This window comes from Rahnella laticis, from assembly GCF_015644585.1.
GTDB classification, from domain to species: domain Bacteria; phylum Pseudomonadota; class Gammaproteobacteria; order Enterobacterales; family Enterobacteriaceae; genus Rahnella; species Rahnella laticis.
The window spans coordinates 28,703-45,826 of the sequence record NZ_JADOBI010000011.1; the positions used below are offsets into that span (position 1 = coordinate 28,703).

Annotated in this window: 16 protein-coding genes; 7 read left to right on the top strand and 9 right to left on the bottom strand. The window is 52.2% G+C overall.

Annotated features, from left to right (window positions below; translation table 11 throughout):
* Nucleotides 1–227: 227 nt before the first annotated feature.
* From ispC to rpsB, 5 genes are all read right to left on the bottom strand, one after another.
* On the bottom strand, nt 228–1,424 hold the full coding sequence (ispC, locus tag IV433_RS20355) for a 1-deoxy-D-xylulose-5-phosphate reductoisomerase (RefSeq protein WP_195815761.1): 1,197 nt from the start codon (nt 1,422–1,424) through the stop codon (nt 228–230).
* A 158-nt stretch (nt 1,425–1,582) separates the two neighbouring features.
* Entirely contained in the window at nt 1,583–2,140 is a 558-nt protein-coding gene (gene frr / locus IV433_RS20360) for a ribosome recycling factor (protein WP_152326524.1), read from the bottom strand.
* A 108-nt stretch (nt 2,141–2,248) separates the two neighbouring features.
* Nucleotides 2,249–2,980 (bottom strand): UMP kinase, encoded by a 732-nt coding sequence (gene pyrH, locus IV433_RS20365; RefSeq protein ID WP_101079218.1) that lies wholly within the window; start codon nt 2,978–2,980, stop codon nt 2,249–2,251.
* 158 nt (nt 2,981–3,138) lie between these two features.
* Entirely contained in the window at nt 3,139–3,990 is an 852-nt protein-coding gene (gene tsf, locus IV433_RS20370) for a translation elongation factor Ts (protein ID WP_195815760.1), read from the bottom strand.
* A 147-nt stretch (nt 3,991–4,137) separates the two neighbouring features.
* Entirely contained in the window at nt 4,138–4,863 is a 726-nt protein-coding gene (gene rpsB / locus IV433_RS20375) for a 30S ribosomal protein S2 (protein ID WP_152326522.1), read from the bottom strand.
* A gap of 368 nt (nt 4,864–5,231) precedes the next feature.
* Here rpsB and map point away from each other — a divergent pair, with 368 nt between their 5' ends.
* The 4 genes from map (at nt 5,232) to IV433_RS20395 (ending at nt 10,221) form a co-directional block, all read left to right on the top strand.
* The gene (gene map / locus IV433_RS20380; RefSeq protein ID WP_195815759.1) at nt 5,232–6,023 is read left to right on the top strand and encodes a type I methionyl aminopeptidase; all 792 of its coding nucleotides are present in this window, start codon (nt 5,232–5,234) and stop codon (nt 6,021–6,023) included.
* A gap of 96 nt (nt 6,024–6,119) precedes the next feature.
* On the top strand, nt 6,120–8,810 hold the full coding sequence (gene glnD / locus IV433_RS20385; RefSeq protein ID WP_195815758.1) for a bifunctional uridylyltransferase/uridylyl-removing protein GlnD: 2,691 nt from the start codon (nt 6,120–6,122) through the stop codon (nt 8,808–8,810).
* A gap of 46 nt (nt 8,811–8,856) precedes the next feature.
* The gene (dapD, locus tag IV433_RS20390) at nt 8,857–9,681 is read left to right on the top strand and encodes a 2,3,4,5-tetrahydropyridine-2,6-dicarboxylate N-succinyltransferase (protein ID WP_152326519.1); all 825 of its coding nucleotides are present in this window, start codon (nt 8,857–8,859) and stop codon (nt 9,679–9,681) included.
* Nucleotides 9,682–9,831: 150 nt separating this feature from the next.
* A complete protein-coding gene (locus tag IV433_RS20395; protein ID WP_056781756.1) occupies nt 9,832–10,221 on the top strand; it encodes a DUF3461 family protein in 390 nt (129 codons plus the stop codon).
* A gap of 108 nt (nt 10,222–10,329) precedes the next feature.
* On the opposite strand, the gene IV433_RS20400 is transcribed toward IV433_RS20395, so the two are convergent.
* The 3 genes from IV433_RS20400 to IV433_RS20410 are packed head-to-tail and all read right to left on the bottom strand — an operon-like array spanning nt 10,330 to nt 11,904.
* Entirely contained in the window at nt 10,330–10,779 is a 450-nt protein-coding gene (locus IV433_RS20400) for a flavodoxin (RefSeq protein ID WP_104924619.1), read from the bottom strand.
* Between the two features lie 29 nt (nt 10,780–10,808).
* The gene (gene truC, locus IV433_RS20405) at nt 10,809–11,588 is read right to left on the bottom strand and encodes a tRNA pseudouridine(65) synthase TruC (protein ID WP_195815757.1); all 780 of its coding nucleotides are present in this window, start codon (nt 11,586–11,588) and stop codon (nt 10,809–10,811) included.
* A 1-nt stretch (nt 11,589) separates the two neighbouring features.
* Entirely contained in the window at nt 11,590–11,904 is a 315-nt protein-coding gene (locus IV433_RS20410; RefSeq protein ID WP_152326517.1) for a YqcC family protein, read from the bottom strand.
* A gap of 187 nt (nt 11,905–12,091) precedes the next feature.
* Between IV433_RS20410 and IV433_RS20415 the strand changes: the two genes are divergently transcribed.
* On the top strand, nt 12,092–13,330 hold the full coding sequence (locus IV433_RS20415) for an MFS transporter (RefSeq protein WP_195815756.1): 1,239 nt from the start codon (nt 12,092–12,094) through the stop codon (nt 13,328–13,330).
* Between the two features lie 676 nt (nt 13,331–14,006).
* Here the strand turns inward: IV433_RS20415 and syd are convergent.
* Nucleotides 14,007–14,558 carry a SecY-interacting protein gene (gene syd / locus IV433_RS20420; protein WP_195815755.1) on the bottom strand — a complete coding sequence of 184 codons (552 nt, stop codon included), beginning with the start codon at nt 14,556–14,558 and terminating at the stop codon, nt 14,007–14,009.
* Between the two features lie 79 nt (nt 14,559–14,637).
* On the opposite strand from syd, the gene queF reads away from it, so the two are divergent.
* Nucleotides 14,638–15,483 carry an NADPH-dependent 7-cyano-7-deazaguanine reductase QueF gene (gene queF / locus IV433_RS20425; RefSeq protein ID WP_195815754.1) on the top strand — a complete coding sequence of 282 codons (846 nt, stop codon included), beginning with the start codon at nt 14,638–14,640 and terminating at the stop codon, nt 15,481–15,483.
* Nucleotides 15,484–15,724: 241 nt separating this feature from the next.
* Nucleotides 15,725–17,089 (top strand): nucleotide 5'-monophosphate nucleosidase PpnN, encoded by a 1,365-nt coding sequence (gene ppnN / locus IV433_RS20430; RefSeq protein WP_195815753.1) that lies wholly within the window; start codon nt 15,725–15,727, stop codon nt 17,087–17,089.
* Nucleotides 17,090–17,124: the final 35 nt, after the last annotated feature.

A 17,124-nucleotide genomic window follows, 5' to 3' on the forward strand; every position in this document is an offset into this window, starting at 1 on the left:
ATATGGCTCACGCTACAACGTTTAGCTGACGCTGCACCTTTTACCGAGGGTGCGGCAACACGCGCAAAAAAGCCGTGTCTCCCTTACAGGCACGGCTTACACTGACAGATCACCGATTCCACCTTTAACATTCAGGCTCAGAAAAGCCAAATCTACTGTCAGTGTGGCGCAGACTATACCATTTCAATGTGGCGCTAACAAACTGCTGCATAAGCACTAAACCGGTCTTATCGCGCAAACTGAGGAAGTTTATCCTTTGCCGATGCACGCGCGCGAGCATCAATCTCCAACACTTCCTCAACAGACGTCGGTTCGGCGCTCACTAACTGCTCCATAACCAGGCGATTCAGTGAAGCAATGTCAGTAAAACGAATCTCGCCATTCAGAAAAGCCGCCACTGAGATTTCATTCGCTGCATTCAGCGTGGTAGTGGCTGCCTGCCCGGTATTGCTGGCTTCGATAGCAATCTGAAGGCAAGGATAACGCGCGTAATCAGGATCACTAAACGTCAGTGCGCCCATCTTACAAAAATCCAGTGCTTCAACATCAGTCGTCACACGGCGGGGATACGCCATGGCATGCGCAATAGGCGTTCGCATATCCGGTGAGCCCAGCTGAGCCAGTACGCTGCCGTCACGGTAGCGAACCATAGAATGGATAACCGACTGCGGATGGATAATCACTTCCATTTCGGCGGCTGACGCATTAAAGAGCCAGCGCGCTTCAATATACTCCAGCCCTTTGTTCATCATCGTGGCAGAGTCAACAGAAATCTTGCGTCCCATTGACCAGTTCGGATGAGCGCATGCCTGATCCGGTGTCACGCGGCTGAATTGATCTAAAGGTAATTCGCGGAATGGCCCGCCGGAACCGGTCAGTACAATGCGGGAAATCCCATGTTCCTCAAGTGAAGCATAGCCCAGTTGTCTCTGAACGGATTCAGGCAAACTCTGGAAAATCGCATTGTGTTCGCTGTCGATAGGCAAGAGCTGAGACTGACTCTGACGCACGGCATCCATGAAAATGCGGCCGCAGGTCACCAGGGATTCTTTATTTGCCAGAAGAACTTGTTTGCCCGCACGAACGGCAGACAACGTCGGTAACAGCCCCGCCGCGCCGACAATGGCGGACATCACCTGATCGACATCATCCAGTGCCGCCAGTTCGATGGCCGCATCCGGGCCAGACAGGACTTCGGTGTTGATTCCCTGTTCCGACAAGATTGTCCGCAGTTTGCGCGCAGAAGACTCATCCGCCATCGACGCATAGGCCGGACGAAACTCCAGACATTGCTGCGCCATAACGTCGACATTGCGGCCCGCAACCAGAGCCTTTACAGAGAACGCGTCAGGGTTAGACCGGACAACGGAAAGCGTGCTGGTGCCGACAGATCCTGTCGAACCAAGAATAGTCATTTGTTTCATGAAAATGCCCGGGATAACGCTCGTAAATTCGGAAAGTGTACAGTCTGAAACCTCTTATCGGGCTTGTCCATGAGATTGTGCAGACAGATAAAAGAATTGGAGGCCACTTAAAAACAAAGCGCCGCAATTGCGGCGCTTTGTGAGAGACATAAGCCGGATTAGAAATCCATCAGCTCAGTTTCTTTTTCAGCTAACGCAACGTCGATTTTCTTGATGAAAATGTCAGTCAGTTTCTGAATATCGTCCTGAGAACGGCGATCTTCATCTTCGCTGATTTCTTTATCTTTCAGCAGTGCTTTGGTTTTGTCGTTAGCGTCGCGACGGACGTTACGCACAGAAACACGGCCCTGCTCTGCTTCGCCACGAACAACTTTGATCAGGTCTTTACGACGCTCTTCAGTCAGTGCTGGCAATGGAACGCGGATAGTTGCGCCCGCAGAAGATGGGTTCAGACCCAAATCAGATGTCATGATCGCTTTTTCCACAGCCGCGCTGATAGAGCGGTCGAATACGGAAATAGCCAAAGTACGGGAATCTTCAACCGTTACCTGAGCCAGCTGGCGCAGTGGTGTAGATGAACCATAGTAATCGACCATGATGCCATCCAGGATGCCTGGAGAAGCACGACCGGTACGGATTTTGCTGATATGCGTTTTGAATGCTTCAACGCATTTATCCATACGGATTTCAGCGTCTTTTTTGATTTCGTTAATCACGTTGTGAACCCTTGAAAGCTGGTTACCTGGCAGACCATAACATCAGTATAGTCCGTGAATACTTATGCCAGCACAGGCTGGCTGAACGGTATGTTCAATTGTGAAGGATCACTCCGCGTTAGAAATCAGCGTCCCTTCATTTTCACCCATCACCACACGGCGCAATGCGCCCGGTTTGTTCATGTTGAAAACACGAATTGGCAGATTGTGATCGCGGGCCAGTGTAAACGCCGCCAGATCCATCACTTTCAATTCCTGTTCCAGCACTTCCTGATAGGTCAATTTTTCGTACAGTGTCGCTTCCGGATTTTTCACCGGGTCGGCGGAATATACACCGTCGACTTTGGTGGCTTTTAATACCACATCGGCTTCGATTTCGATACCACGCAGGCACGCTGCTGAGTCAGTGGTAAAGAAAGGATTGCCGGTACCGGCGGAGAAAATCACCACGCGGTTATGACGCAACAGGCTGATCGCTTCAGCCCAGCTGTAATTATCACAAACACCGTTCAAAGGGATTGCGGACATCAAACGTGCGTTAACATAAGCACGGTGTAACGCGTCACGCATCGCCAGACCATTCATGACAGTCGCCAGCATACCCATATGGTCGCCTACAACACGATTCATGCCAGCCTGCGCCAGACCCGCACCGCGGAACAAGTTACCGCCGCCGATCACAACGCCTACCTGAATGCCGAGTTCGACCAGCTCTTTCACTTCCTGAGCCATACGATCTAATACACTCGCGTCGATACCAAAACCTTCACTGCCCTGCAGGGCTTCGCCACTGAGTTTGAGCAGGATACGCTGATAAACGGGTTTCGCATTGGTAGCCATGGTGTCTGTCCTAGAAGCAATGTGTCTTAATGGATAGTCGGTCTTTACATCATAGCGCTGTCTGAATGACCACACGCACAATGTAATGGGAATTTGGGGCTGGATAAAACGGAACCGCCCTTTCGCAGCGGTTCCATTTTAGGTGTACCAGATACTGATTAAGACTGTTTAGTCATCGCTGCAACTTCAGCAGCAAAGTCAGTCTCAACTTTCACGATACCTTCGCCCACTTCGAAGCGGATGAAGTTAACAACGTCAGCGTTGTGCTCTTTCAGAACCTGGCCCACAGTTTTGCTTGGGTCGATTACGAAAGGCTGACCAGTCAGAGAAACTTCGCCGGTGAATTTCTTCATGCGGCCTTCAACCATTTTCTCTGCGATTTCTTTAGGCTTACCAGACTGCATAGCGATGTCCAGCTGTACCTGGTACTCTTTTTCAACAACTTCAGCAGACACGTCTTCTGGTTTAACAAATTCAGGCTTGCTTGCAGCAACGTGCATAGCGATTTGTTTAACCAGATCTTCGTCAGCGCCTTTAGCTGCGATCAGAACACCGATACGTGCGCCGTGCAGGTAGCTACCCAGCACTTCGCCTTCCAGGGAAGAAACGCGACGAATGTTGATGTTTTCACCGATTTTTGCGACCAGAGCAACACGCTCTTCTTCGAATTGTGCTTTCAGCACTTCAACGTCGGTGATTTTGCCTGCAACCGCAGCGTCCAATACTTTGTTAGCGAAAGCCTGGAAACCACCATCTTTAGCAACGAAGTCAGTCTGGCAGTTAACTTCCAGAATCACACCGTAGTTGCCTTCGATTTTGGTTTTGATCACGCCGTCAGCAGCTACGTTGCCTGCTTTTTTCGCCGCTTTGATCGCGCCAGATTTACGCATGTTTTCAATTGCCAGCTCGATGTCGCCGTTAGCTTCAATCAGAGCTTTCTTACAATCCATCATGCCAGCGCCAGTACGTTCGCGCAGTTCTTTTACCAGGGCAGCGGTAATATCAGCCATTGTATTTTCCTCGATTATCTCAGTGCAAAAAGGCTTTTTGCGGTGAGATATTTCTCGCATTTAAGATAAGCAAAGGGGGCCAATAAAGGCCCCCTAACCAACATATTTCAATACCTGGTTAATAAGGGCTCTGCTGAGCTTGCCTTATTATTCAGCTTCTACGAAGCTTTCTTCTGCCTGAACAGCCAGATCTTGCGAACGGCCTTCACGGACAGTAGCAGCAACAGCGCTCAGGTACAGATTTACTGCACGGATTGCGTCATCGTTACCTGGGATAACAAAGTCAACGCCATCCGGATCGGAGTTGGTATCAACAATGGAGAATACCGGGATACCCAGGTTGTTAGCTTCTTTGATTGCAATGTGTTCGTGATCGGCGTCGACAACGAACAGAGCATCAGGAAGACCACCCATATCCTTGATACCACCCAGGCTGTTTTCCAGCTTAGCCAATTCGCGAGTACGCATCAGCGCCTCCTTCTTGGTCAGCTTCTCGAAAGTACCGTCCTGAGACTGAACTTCCAGATCTTTCAAACGTTTGATGGACTGACGAACAGTTTTCCAGTTAGTCAGCATGCCGCCCAACCAGCGATGGTTCACGAAGAACTGGTCGCAGTTGTGTGCAGCTTCTTTTACCGCTTCGCTTGCTGCGCGTTTAGTACCAACGAACAGGATTTTGCCTTTACGGGCAGAAATCTTCTGCAACTCAGCCAGAGCTTCGTTGAACATTGGAACAGTTTTTTCCAGGTTGATGATGTGAACCTTGTTACGTGCGCCGAAGATGAATGGCTTCATTTTCGGGTTCCAGTAACGGGTTTGGTGACCGAAGTGAACACCAGCCTGGAGCATGTCGCGCATGGAAACAGTTGCCATGATAAAACCTCTATTAAGTAGTTGGGGTTATGCCTCCACGTATCCCATAACACCGACCCTGCAGAACGAATTCCCAGAGCACCCCGGCGAATGTGTCGATACGTGTGTGTTATTACTTACGTTAATAAGTACACAATGAGTGATTTTGGCTTTAATCCCTCAGCGTCGTTAAGACTCAGAGCGGATTGCCGGCGCGCTTTATACCATAAATAACGACCCGGCAGCAACTTTTGTTCACCGGATGACTTCCCGGAAAATGATAGTTTGGCAGGTAATATCAGGGCTGATACCATAAGCCACAGCTAATTATTGACGACATCGGTGCAGAAATAAAGCACACCCGATGTACAGAACCTGCAGGATTACTCATGGCAATTTCAATCAAAACCCCGGAAGATATCGAAAAAATGCGCGTCGCTGGCCGTCTGGCTGCGGAAGTGCTGGAAATCATTGAGCCTTACGTTAAACCGGGCGTCAGCACCGGCGAGCTCGACCGAGTTTGTTCCGATCACATCGTCAACAAACAACATGCCATTTCTGCCTGCCTGGATTACCACGGCTTCCCGAAATCGGTCTGCATCTCCATCAACGAAGTGGTCTGCCACGGTATCCCGAGCGAAGACAAAATCCTTAAAGATGGCGACATCGTCAATATCGACGTTACCGTGATTAAAGACGGTTTCCACGGCGATACCTCTAAGATGTTCATCGCAGGCAAACCGACCATTCTTGGCGAACGTCTTTGCCGTATCACGCAGGAAAGCCTGTACATTGCCCTGCGCATGATCAAGCCGGGCATCCGCCTGCGCACGCTGGGTAAAGAAATCCAGAAATTCGTGGAGGCGGAGAAATTCTCCGTGGTGCGCGAATATTGCGGTCACGGTATCGGCGAAGGTTTCCACGAAGAACCTCAGGTTCTGCATTACGATGCGGATGACGGTGGCGTTGTGTTACAGGCCGGTATGGCTTTCACCGTTGAACCGATGGTCAATGCCGGTGATTACCGTATCCGCACCATGAAAGACGGCTGGACAGTAAAAACTAAAGATCGCAGCTTGTCGGCTCAGTACGAGCATACTATTGTGGTGACAGATAACGGTTGTGAAATTATGACGCTGCGTAAGGATGACACCATCCCGGCTATCCTGACGCACGACTAACAGTTCCCCGCTCGGCGCAGAGGGGTTAAATCTGTCAATCAAACCGGCGAAAGCCGGTTTTTTTATCCTTAACGTGTAGGAATAGGCTGCGCATCTATGATTGAAAACTTCTCTGCTGAAAAGAGCCTGCTGCCGCAAACAACGCAGGAACTCCCCCGCGCTTTCCCGCCACAGCCTGTTTCCCCTTCCGCCTATCCGGATGACGACTTAAACCGTCAGAGCCTCAAGCAACACATGGAACAGTTTCAGGTCTGGCTGGCAGAAGCTTTCAATGCCGGACAGCGCGCCGAAGAACTGGTCGATGCACGCACGCATTATATCGACCAGCTGCTGCAACGCCTGTGGACGTTTTATGGCTTTGACAATATTCCGGAAACCGCAATGGTGGCCGTCGGTGGTTACGGGCGCGGCGAATTACACCCACTGTCGGATATTGACGTACTGGTACTCAGCCAGAAGCGCCTCAACGATGAGCAGGCGCAGCGCATTGGCGAGCTGATTACCCTGTTGTGGGATCTGAAGCTGGAAGTCGGTCACAGCGTGCGCACGCTGGAAGAATGTCTGCTGGAAGGGCTGGCTGATTTAACGGTCGCGACCAATCTGATCGAATCGCGCCTGATTTGCGGCGATGTCGCCCTGTTCCTCAATATGCAAAAACACATTTTCAGTGACGGTTTCTGGCCTTCGCCAAATTTCTTCCGCGCCAAAATTACCGAGCAAAATGAGCGTCACCAGCGCTATCACGGCACCAGCTACGGCCTGGAACCCGACATCAAAAGCAGCCCTGGCGGCCTGCGTGATATCCATACCATATTGTGGGTCGCCCGCCGCCACTTCGGGGCCACGTCGCTCGATGAAATGGTCGCCTTTGGCTTCCTGACGAAAGCGGAACGCAACGAACTTCTGGAATGCCAGAGTTTCCTGTGGCGCATCCGTTTTGCGCTGCATCTGGTGCTGCCGCGTTACGATAACCGCCTGCTTTTCGACAGACAGCAAAGTGTGGCGCAACTGCTGCAATATCAGGGCGAAGGCAATCAGCCCGTCGAACGCATGATGAAAGATTTTTACCGCATGACCCGCCGGGTTGGCGAACTGAATCAGATGTTATTGCAGCTGTTTGATGAAGCGATTCTGGCCATCGGGCCAAATGAAAAACCCCGTCCTCTGGATGAGAATTTCCAGTTGCGCGGTGATCTCATCGACCTGCGCGATGAATCACTGTTTGAGCATCGCCCGGAAACCATTATCAGCATGTTTCAGCTGATGGTTCGCCATCGCGAAATCAAAGGCATTTACTCCACCACGGTACGTTTGCTGCGCCATGCGCGCCGTCATCTGAAAGAACCGTTGTGCATGATCCCGCAGGCGCGTGAAACCTTTATGTCGATTCTGCGCCACCCCGGCGCCGTCTCGCGAGCGCTGGTCCCGATGCATCGCCACAGCGTTCTCTGGGCCTATATGCCGCAGTGGGGGCAAATCGTCGGACAGATGCAGTTTGACCTTTTCCACGCCTACACGGTTGATGAACACACCATTCGCGTTCTGCAAAAATTAGAAAGCTTCGCCCATGAAGAAACGCGGCCAAAACATCCGTTGTGCGTGGAATTATATCCGCGCCTGCCGCAGCCTGAATTGCTGCTGATCGCTGCCCTTTTCCACGATATCGCCAAAGGACGCGGCGGCGACCATTCCATTCTCGGCGCGCAGGACGTACTGGAGTTTGCCGAACTTCACGGCCTGAATTCGCGTGAAACACAGCTTGTCTCGTGGCTGGTGCGCTGCCATCTGCTGATGTCAGTCACCGCGCAACGCCGCGATATTCAGGATCCCAACGAAATCCAGCAATTCGCCGCCGAGATGCAGAGCGAGGTGCGTCTGCGTTATCTGGTCAGCCTGACGGTTGCCGATATCTGCGCGACCAACGAAACGTTGTGGAACAGCTGGAAACAGAGCCTGATACGTGAGCTGTATTTCGCCACCGAAAAACAGCTGCGCCGTGGCATGCAAAATACACCGGACCTGCGCGAGCGCGTGCGTCATCACCGCTTACAGGCGCTGGCGTTACTGCGTATGGATAATATCGATGAGGAAGCGTTGCACCGCATCTGGAGCCGCTGCCGCGCCGATTACTTCCTTCGCCATTCACCGAATCAGCTCGCATGGCACGCCAGACATCTACTTGAGCATGACTCCTCCAAACCGCTGGTGTTAGTCAGCCGTCAGGCCACGCGCGGCGGTACCGAGATATTCATCTGGAGCGCTGACCGCCCGTATCTGTTCGCCACGGTAGCCGGTGAGCTGGACAGACGTAATCTGAGCATCCACGACGCACAGATTTTCACTAACCGCGACGGCATGGCGATGGACACCTTTATCGTGCTGGAACCGGACGGCAGCCCGCTGGCGCAGGACCGGCACGAAGCCATCCGTTATGCGCTGGAACAATCGATGACGCAAGCTTATCAGCCGCCGCGTGCGCGACGCCCGTCACCGAAACTACGCCATTTCAGCGTGCAGACCGAAGTCAGCTTCCTGCCGACACATACCGACCGCCGGACGTACATGGAACTCGTCGCGCTCGATCAGCCGGGTTTGCTGGCGCGCGTCGGGGAAGTCTTCTCAGACCTGGGGCTTTCGTTACATGGCGCGAGGATCTCGACCATCGGCGAGCGGGTAGAAGACTTATTTATTCTGGCAAACGGGGAACGCCGTGCGCTGGATAAACAAACTCGCAAGGAAATCACACGCCGATTAACCGAGGCACTCAACCCGGGCGATAAAATGTGATACAAGTACCATTATCTTTTAAAACCAATTCAGGAAAGAGAACAGGATGCAGCAACTACAAACCGTTATTGAACAAGCCTTCGAACGCCGTGCGGACATCACCCCGGCAAACGTTGACAGCGTAACGCGCGACGCCGTAAACCAGGTTATCAACAAAATCGACAGCGGCGAATTGCGCGTTGCCGAGAAGATTGATGGTGAATGGGTTACGCATCAGTGGCTGAAGAAAGCGGTGCTGCTGTCCTTCAGAATCAACGACAACCAGGTTATGGAAGGTGGCGAAAGCCGTTACTTCGACAAAGTCCCGATGAAATTCGCAGACTACGACGAAGCCCGTTTCCAGCGTGAAGGTTTCCGCGTGGTGCCACCGGCGGCAGTGCGTAAAGGCGCGTTCATCGCCCGTAACACGGTTCTGATGCCTTCTTACGTCAACATCGGCGCATACGTTGATGAAGGCACCATGGTTGATACCTGGGCGACTGTCGGTTCTTGCGCGCAGATTGGTAAAAACGTTCACCTGTCCGGCGGCGTCGGCATCGGTGGCGTTCTGGAGCCACTTCAGGCTAACCCGACCATCATCGAAGACAACTGCTTCATCGGTGCGCGTTCAGAAATCGTTGAAGGCGTGATTGTTGAAGAAGGCTCTGTGATTTCCATGGGCGTTTACATCGGCCAGAGCACCAAAATTTACGACCGTGAAACCGGCGAAGTATTCTACGGCCGCGTACCTGCGGGTTCCGTCGTAGTTTCCGGCAACCTGCCTTCTAAAGACGGTAAATACAGCCTGTACTGCGCCGTTATCGTGAAGAAAGTGGATGCGAAAACGCTGGGCAAAACAGGCCTGAATGAGTTGCTGCGCACCATCGAGTAAAATTAAAAAGCGGGTAATTGTTTTGAAAACAAAAAGATTACCCGCTATTTTTTTATCTTGCAGATGGCGAATTGTGTCATCAGTCAACGATTCGGACCGCTGTTCGGTTCATTATGATCAACAGATATTCTCCTAAACGAAGGTGGCGCTATGTATGACAATCTGAAAAGCCTGGGCATTAATAATCCCGACGATATTGATCGTTACAGCCTGCGTCAGGAGGCCAATAACGATATTCTGAAGATCTATTTCCGCAGAGACAAAGGCGAATTTTTTGCTAAAAGCGTGAAATTCAAATACCCGCGTCAGCGCAAAACGATCGTTGCCGATAATGCGGGTCAGGGTTATAAAGAAATTCATGAAATCAGCCCGAACCTGCGTTATGTCATTGATGAGCTGGATCAAATCTGTCAGCGCGATCAGGTAGAAGTGGATCTGAAACGTAAAATTCTTGATGACCTTCGTCACCTTGAATCCGTTGTGGCAAATAAGATTACTGAGATTGAATCTGATCTGGAAAAACTGACTAGCGGCCGCTGATTAATCACCGCCCGAACTGTCATAAAGCAAAAAGGTCAGGTTTTTAAACCTGACCTTTTTTATTGCCTTCCGCTGCGCTGCGCCGGACTGACTTTTTTCAGCAATAACCTATTTCAGCAGCTGGCCCCATTTTTCGGCCCACGGAATTGCCACGGTTTCCGGCTCAGCCGTTTCCATCGCATCGACTTCCAGCATTTCGCCAATCCGGGAAGCGCCCTGCTCTTGCAATAAATCATCCAGCTTATGACCGCCGCCACAGAAATGATCGTAACTGCTGTCGCCCAGCGCAATCATGCCGTAACGCAGCTCTGGCTGATAACCAACGGTATCACGGATCGCGGCATAAAGCGGCGCGATGCTGTCGGGCAAATCGCCCTGACCGGTCGTCGACGTCACCACCAGCACGAAATGATGGCGGTAATACTGCCAGGCTTCCAGCGTGCCTTCTTCAAACAGTTTGACGTCATGCCCCTGGCTTTTGAGCACGGTTTCCGCTTCTTCCGCTACCAGTAACGCATTGCCGTACACCGTCCCGACAAAAATTCCGACTTCAGCCATGAGCTTCACTCCTGTGTGATCTTAACGTCTTAAATTTGTGCACTATCCTGACCGCAAGCGGGGTCAAACTCAACCCTTTCAAGCCCGGGGACTTTCTCCTGCCAGCCGAACTGCGTCACGACATTTTGCCAGCGGTGATCCCAGCGCGCCTGCAAGCTAAGCAACTCACCCGTCACCGGATGCGGCAGTTGCATATGACTGGCGTGGAGCATCAGACCGGAACAGCCAAAATGTTCGGTCATCCCGCGATTTTGTTTTAAATCGCCGTGCGCGCTGTCGCCGATGATCGGATGACGTAAATGCGACATATGACGGCGAAGCTGATGCTTACGACCGGTTTCCGGCCGGAGTTCCACCAGGCTGTACCGGGCCGTATCGTAACGCCCGACGGCGACCGGCATTTCTACCTGTGCGAGCGAACGGTAATGGGTCACTGCGGGCTGCGGCGCTTTATCCGGATTCGTGAACTTATCGGCAATTTTATCCAGCTCTTCCGTCAGCGCGTAATCAAGCGTTCCGTCTTCAGTGAGATAACCGCGAACCACGGCGTGGTACACCTTGCTCATCTGCTGATTTTCAAACTGCTGAGACAACAGCCGCGCTACGTCGCTCGACAACGCCAGCAGCAAAACGCCCGACGTCGGTTTATCCAGACGATGGACGGTAAAAACATGCTGACCAATCTGATCGCGTAATGTTTGCATCACAAACACCGTTTCATGTCGGTCCAGCCAACTGCGATGAACCAGCATACCCGCAGGTTTATTCACTGCGACCAGATGTTCGTCCTGATACAAAATTTCCAGCATGTCAGTCTTCTATATTGAGCAAGTCGTCGAGGCGTTGCAGCTGGTTCAGCAACAGAGCTGCTTCAGGCATCGCTTCTTCAAAATAGGGGGTAATAGCAAAACGGGTAGGCAGCGGGGCTTCAGCGGCCAGCAACGCGTACATGCGAGGGATCAAAACCCATTGCAACCACTGATCCGCGGACATGGTATCCACCGAAAACGGCTCTTTGCTTTCAAAAGCTTCCGGTTCCGGCGGCGTGGCATGCCACAGCTTGTCGTTGCGCATCGCCTGTTCGATATCTTCTAAAATCTCGCGGACCTGTTTTTCTGTATTCATGGTTACTCTCTTCGTTCATGGCCCGGGCAGCTTCTGCCGGGGGCGCAAAGCATAACATTGAAGGCCGGATGCCCCAACCTTCTGCATCGTATCCAAATTATCAATCAATCTATAAGTTTTTCATGGTGGCGGTAAACGCCCGATACGGGCAAACTACCGCCACTTTTTTCTTCACAGATGTGTCAACATGTCCTCACAACATCCGCAAAAAGCACACGCTACGCCAGCCAAAGCCATGCTGGCTTCCGTCACGGGTTACGCCATGGACGGTTTCGATTTATTGATCCTCGGTTTCATGCTGCCCGCCATCGCCAGTGAATTCGGGTTAACGTCATCACAAAGTGGCTCGCTGGTCACCTGGACGCTGATTGGTGCCGTTCTCGGCGGCGTCATTTTCGGCCCGATAAGTGACCGCTTTGGCCGAATCCGCGTTCTGACGTTTACCATTCTGATGTTCTCCGTCTTCACCGGCCTGTGCGCTTTTGCACAAGGTTACTGGGATTTACTCATTTACCGCACGCTGGCAGGCGTGGGTCTGGGCGGCGAATTTGGTATTGGTATGGCGTTAATTGCCGAAGCATGGCCGGTTGAAAAACGTAACCGCGCTTCGGCGTATGTCGGCATGGGCTGGCAGCTGGGCGTATTACTGGCTGCCTTCCTGACGCCGATGTTGCTCGGTATTATCGGCTGGCGCGGGATGTTCCTGGTCGGCCTGCTACCGGCGCTGGCTTCTTTCCTGATCCGCCGCACCATGGGCGAACCGGAAGCCTTCGTCAAAAACACGGCCACTGATAACAAGGGTTCGCTGTTGAGCCGCATCAGGTTACTGTTTCGTGACAAAGCCACCACCAAAGCCAGCCTCGGCATTCTGATCCTCTGCTCCGTGCAGAATTTTGGCTATTACGGGCTGATGATCTGGATGCCCAGTTACCTGTCGAAAAACTTCGGTTTCTCCCTCACAAAATCCGGCTTATGGACGGCGGTCACGGTCGTGGGGATGACGTTTGGGATCTGGCTGTTCGGCGTGTTGTCGGACCGTTTCCCGCGCTGGAAAATCTTCCTGTTCTATCAGATTGGCGCAGTCATCATGGTGGTGTGTTACGCACAACTTTCTGACCCAACGCTGATGCTGTTTGCCGGCGCGGTGATGGGCATGTTCGTGAACGGGATGATTGGCGGCTACGGCGGACTGATTTCTGATTTGTATCCGGTACGCGTCAGGGCGACGGCGCAGAATTTGCTGTTCAATCTGGGGCGCGGTGTGGGCGGTTTTGGCCCGCTGGTGATCGGCCTGCTGGTTTCACAGGTTTCATTTACTGCCGCCATTAGCCTGCTGGCCGCCATTTACCTGCTGGATATCTTCGCCACGCTTTTCCTGCTGCCAAAAAAGCAAGGGCAGGATGACGTACTGGGTGCGATTGGCTGACGACAACGGATGCTCCTGTTCTGGCAGGAGCGACATATAACGCGTGGGTTTAAAGCGCGTGAATTTTTAGCGGAAAAACAAAAAGTTGGGGGCACTGTTTTCACAGTGCCCCCGGTTCGTTTTATAGCAATCCAGCTACATTAGTGCTCCCTGCTCAATCCTTGAAAACTTTTCCTGCGGTTATCCTAACCGGCTGTCCTTCGCATCGTCCTACTTTCATCCTGACGGGCTATCCTAAGTCGTCCTGACTATAATCCCTTGGTCATCTGTGACCCGCTCAGCTTCCTTTGTGAGCTCTCTTCTCCGTCCTGGAGGTGTCCCTGGTTTCGTCCTGAAACATCCTGGCATAATCCGATGCCGTCCTGACTCTTCCTGAGCCGTCCCCTGCTTTATGAATCAGCCATCATCCTGATGTTCTGTTTCATGCTTCCTTTGTGCACGACTAGAATCGTCGATTTCGACCTTTGGAGCAAGACAGCGTGTAAGCCAAAACCAGGGAATGTGAGCCGTCTTACAGGTGATAAAAACATTATCCAACTGAAATAAAAGGATTTATTAAATAAACGGAGAGAGTAATTAAGTCAAATTAGCGAGATCTCTTACAGCCTTTGTGAGAGATCTCTCACACGCTTGTGAGCCATTTGAGCTCTGCGGGAATGGGGTGTTCAGAACAACATCAGGCGGGGTAAACAGCGGTCAGCATTGTAAGGAATTCTGGCAGCGAAGGCGAGAGTATCGTTCTTTTTTTGCTGCCGAACTGTTCCAGAACAACATTTCCGGTCACATTGCACAAAGAAACCATATCCAGCTCGGAATCCGTGGTGGCCAGAAAAACCGTCGGCGTCAGTTTCAGGCGTTTTTGTGTCACCAGATGGCCAATCAGATTCTCCTGCAAACGGGTAAAATCTTCCGGGCTCCAGACCTGAAGCAGCGTCATCGCATTGCCCTGCCAGCTGGCCGTCATATCACCGGCAAACTGCGTAGTGTAAAACGCATGTGCTTCCGGTCGGAGCTGCAGCTCCATCGCACGTTCCACATTTTCCAGCGTGGCCGCCGGGCTGAAAACCTGAGTCAGCCAGTAAACAACGTCATCATCGGTTTTCACCACACAAGGGGAATCGACGCCAAACAGCGCTTCGCTGGAAGGCGACATACAGGTCTCCTTCTGCCAGACATCGACATAACGCTGAGTAAATTCACGCAATGCTACAGAAACTTCAGACTCCATAATTCTCTCATCTTCAGGTAAGGCTGGGTTAAACTGGTGGCTATTCCCTATTGTACCTATCTCTAAGCAAGGTGACAGCATGTCCTCTTATCAGGATAACCCCGCACTGGCGCAACTGACGCTGGGCAAAAGCACGGCCTACGTCGATCACTACGACGCTTCTTTATTACAGGCGGTTCCGCGCAGCATGAACCGCGAACCGCTGGGCCTGTTCCCTGACAACCTGCCGTTCCAGGGCGCCGATATCTGGACGCTGTACGAGCTGTCGTGGCTCAACGCCAAAGGGTTACCCCAGGTGGCCGTCGGTGAAATCAGCCTGAGAGCCGACAGCCAGAATCTGATCGAATCCAAAAGCTTTAAGCTCTACCTCAACAGCTTCAACCAGACCGTATTCCCGGACTGGCAGGCGGTACAGGAAACGTTAACGCGGGATTTAAGCGCCTGCGCTCAGGGCGACGTCACGGTCACCATCAGCCGTTTGTCCGACATCGAAGGCTCGCCGGTCGGGCACTTTGCAGGCACCTGCATTGACGACCAGGATATTGAAATCGACAGCTATGAATTCAGCACGGACTACCTTGCTGACGCCGCCGGTGAAGAAATTGTCGAAGAATCGCTGGTCAGCCACCTGCTGAAATCTAACTGCCTGATCACTCATCAGCCAGACTGGGGTTCCGTACAAATCCAGTATCGCGGCCCGAAAATTGATCGCGAAGCGCTGCTGCGCTATCTGGTTTCATTCCGCCATCACAATGAATTCCATGAACAATGCGTCGAACGCATCTTTAATGACATCCTGCGTTTTTGTCAGCCAGAAAAGCTGGCCGTCTACGCCCGCTATACACGACGCGGCGGTCTGGATATCAATCCCTGGAGATCTAACTTCCCGTTTGAGCCTGCAACGGCGAGGCTTGTCAGACAATAATGCGGGGCATTGCTCAAGAACTGAGCTAACGCTCTGTCAGCATTGGTAAAAGCCTGATGACAAGGTTACTGTTAATTCAGAGAGAGGTTCCGGGCACTGCGTACCCGGCGTTCTCTCTGCTATCAGGCTAGTGTTTTTGTTCGTCTTCCGCGATGCGACGCAAAAAACGTGATCCGAAAAATCATGCGTAGCGGGACTCAGCAGAAACATTCACTGCACCATTTGGTGTCAAGGAGCAACTTTGATTACACATATCAGCCCGTTGGGCTCAATGGATTTGTTGTCGCAGTTGGAAGTCGACATGCTCAAGCGAACCGCGAGCAGCGACTTATACCGTCTTTTCCGCAACTGTTCACTGGCCGTTCTCAACAGCGGCAGCCAGACTGACAGCAGTAAAGAACTCCTCGAACGTTTCGAAAGTTTTGATATCAACGTGCTGCGCAGAGAGCGTGGCGTGAAACTTGAACTGGTGAATCCACCGGAAGATGCCTTTGTCGATGGCCGGATTATCCGTTCATTGCAGGCTAACCTGTTCGCCGTCCTGCGCGACATCCTGTTCGTGAATGCCCAGATCTCCAGCAATTCGCGCTTTGAGAATTTCAACAGCGGGAATTCAGCCCATCTCACCAATATGGTGTTCTCGATTTTACGCAACGCCCGCGCGCTTCATCTGGATGAAGATCCAAACATGGTGGTGTGCTGGGGCGGTCATTCCATTAATGAAAATGAATACCTGTATGCCCGCAACGTCGGCAGCCAGCTGGGTTTGCGTGAACTGAACATTTGTACCGGCTGTGGTCCGGGTGCGATGGAAGCACCGATGAAAGGTGCCGCCGTCGGCCACGCGCAGCAGCGTTATAAAGCCGGTCGTTTTATCGGGATGACCGAGCCTTCTATCATCGCGGCTGAGCCACCGAATCCGCTGGTCAACGAACTGATCATCATGCCGGATATCGAAAAACGGCTGGAAGCTTTCGTGCGTATCGCTCACGGGATCATTATCTTCCCGGGCGGCGTAGGCACAGCGGAAGAGCTGTTGTATCTGCTGGGTATTTTGATGGATCCGGAAAACAGCGATCAGGTTCTGCCACTGATCCTGACCGGGCCAAAAGAAAGCGCGGATTACTTCCTCGTTCTGGATGCTTTTATCAAAGACACGCTGGGTGAAGAAGCCGCTAAGTTCTACACCATCATCGTAGACGATCCGACCGAAGTCGCGCGCCAGATGAAACGCGCCATGCCGCTGGTGAAAGAAAACCGCCGAAACAGTGGGGATGCTTACAGCTTCAACTGGTCAATCCGTATTGCGCCGGACCTGCAACATCCGTTTGAGCCAAATCACAAAAACATGGCGAACCTGAATCTGTATCCGAACCAGCCACCACAGGAACTGGCCGCCGCACTGCGTCGCGCCTTCTCCGGGATTGTGGCCGGTAACGTGAAAGAATTCGGTATTCACGCTATCGAAAAGCACGGGCGTTTCAAGCTGCACGGCGACCCGGCATTGATGAAAAAAATGGACAGTCTGTTGCAGGGCTTTGTCGCACAGCACCGCATGAAATTGCCGGGCAGCGCGTACATTCCTTGTTATGAAATCTGCGCCTGACACCGTTCAGGCTGCATTTCTGAAACAGTTCCCGG

What these genes read in the sequence shown, in the direction of transcription:
- ispC (WP_195815761.1), bottom strand. Translation starts at nt 1,424, where the DNA reads ATGAAACAAATGACTATTCTTGGTTCGACAGGATCTGTCGGCACCAGC.
- pyrH (WP_101079218.1), bottom strand. Translation starts at nt 2,980, where the DNA reads ATGGCTACCAATGCGAAACCCGTTTATCAGCGTATCCTGCTCAAACTC.
- tsf (WP_195815760.1), bottom strand. Translation starts at nt 3,990, where the DNA reads ATGGCTGATATTACCGCTGCCCTGGTAAAAGAACTGCGCGAACGTACT.
- rpsB (WP_152326522.1), bottom strand. Translation starts at nt 4,863, where the DNA reads ATGGCAACTGTTTCCATGCGCGACATGCTCCAGGCTGGTGTTCACTTC.
- map (WP_195815759.1), top strand. Translation starts at nt 5,232, where the DNA reads ATGGCAATTTCAATCAAAACCCCGGAAGATATCGAAAAAATGCGCGTC.
- glnD (WP_195815758.1), top strand. Translation starts at nt 6,120, where the DNA reads ATGATTGAAAACTTCTCTGCTGAAAAGAGCCTGCTGCCGCAAACAACG.
- dapD (WP_152326519.1), top strand. Translation starts at nt 8,857, where the DNA reads ATGCAGCAACTACAAACCGTTATTGAACAAGCCTTCGAACGCCGTGCG.
- IV433_RS20395 (WP_056781756.1), top strand. Translation starts at nt 9,832, where the DNA reads ATGTATGACAATCTGAAAAGCCTGGGCATTAATAATCCCGACGATATT.
- IV433_RS20400 (WP_104924619.1), bottom strand. Translation starts at nt 10,779, where the DNA reads ATGGCTGAAGTCGGAATTTTTGTCGGGACGGTGTACGGCAATGCGTTA.
- truC (WP_195815757.1), bottom strand. Translation starts at nt 11,588, where the DNA reads ATGCTGGAAATTTTGTATCAGGACGAACATCTGGTCGCAGTGAATAAA.
- IV433_RS20410 (WP_152326517.1), bottom strand. Translation starts at nt 11,904, where the DNA reads ATGAATACAGAAAAACAGGTCCGCGAGATTTTAGAAGATATCGAACAG.
- IV433_RS20415 (WP_195815756.1), top strand. Translation starts at nt 12,092, where the DNA reads ATGTCCTCACAACATCCGCAAAAAGCACACGCTACGCCAGCCAAAGCC.
- syd (WP_195815755.1), bottom strand. Translation starts at nt 14,558, where the DNA reads ATGGAGTCTGAAGTTTCTGTAGCATTGCGTGAATTTACTCAGCGTTAT.
- queF (WP_195815754.1), top strand. Translation starts at nt 14,638, where the DNA reads ATGTCCTCTTATCAGGATAACCCCGCACTGGCGCAACTGACGCTGGGC.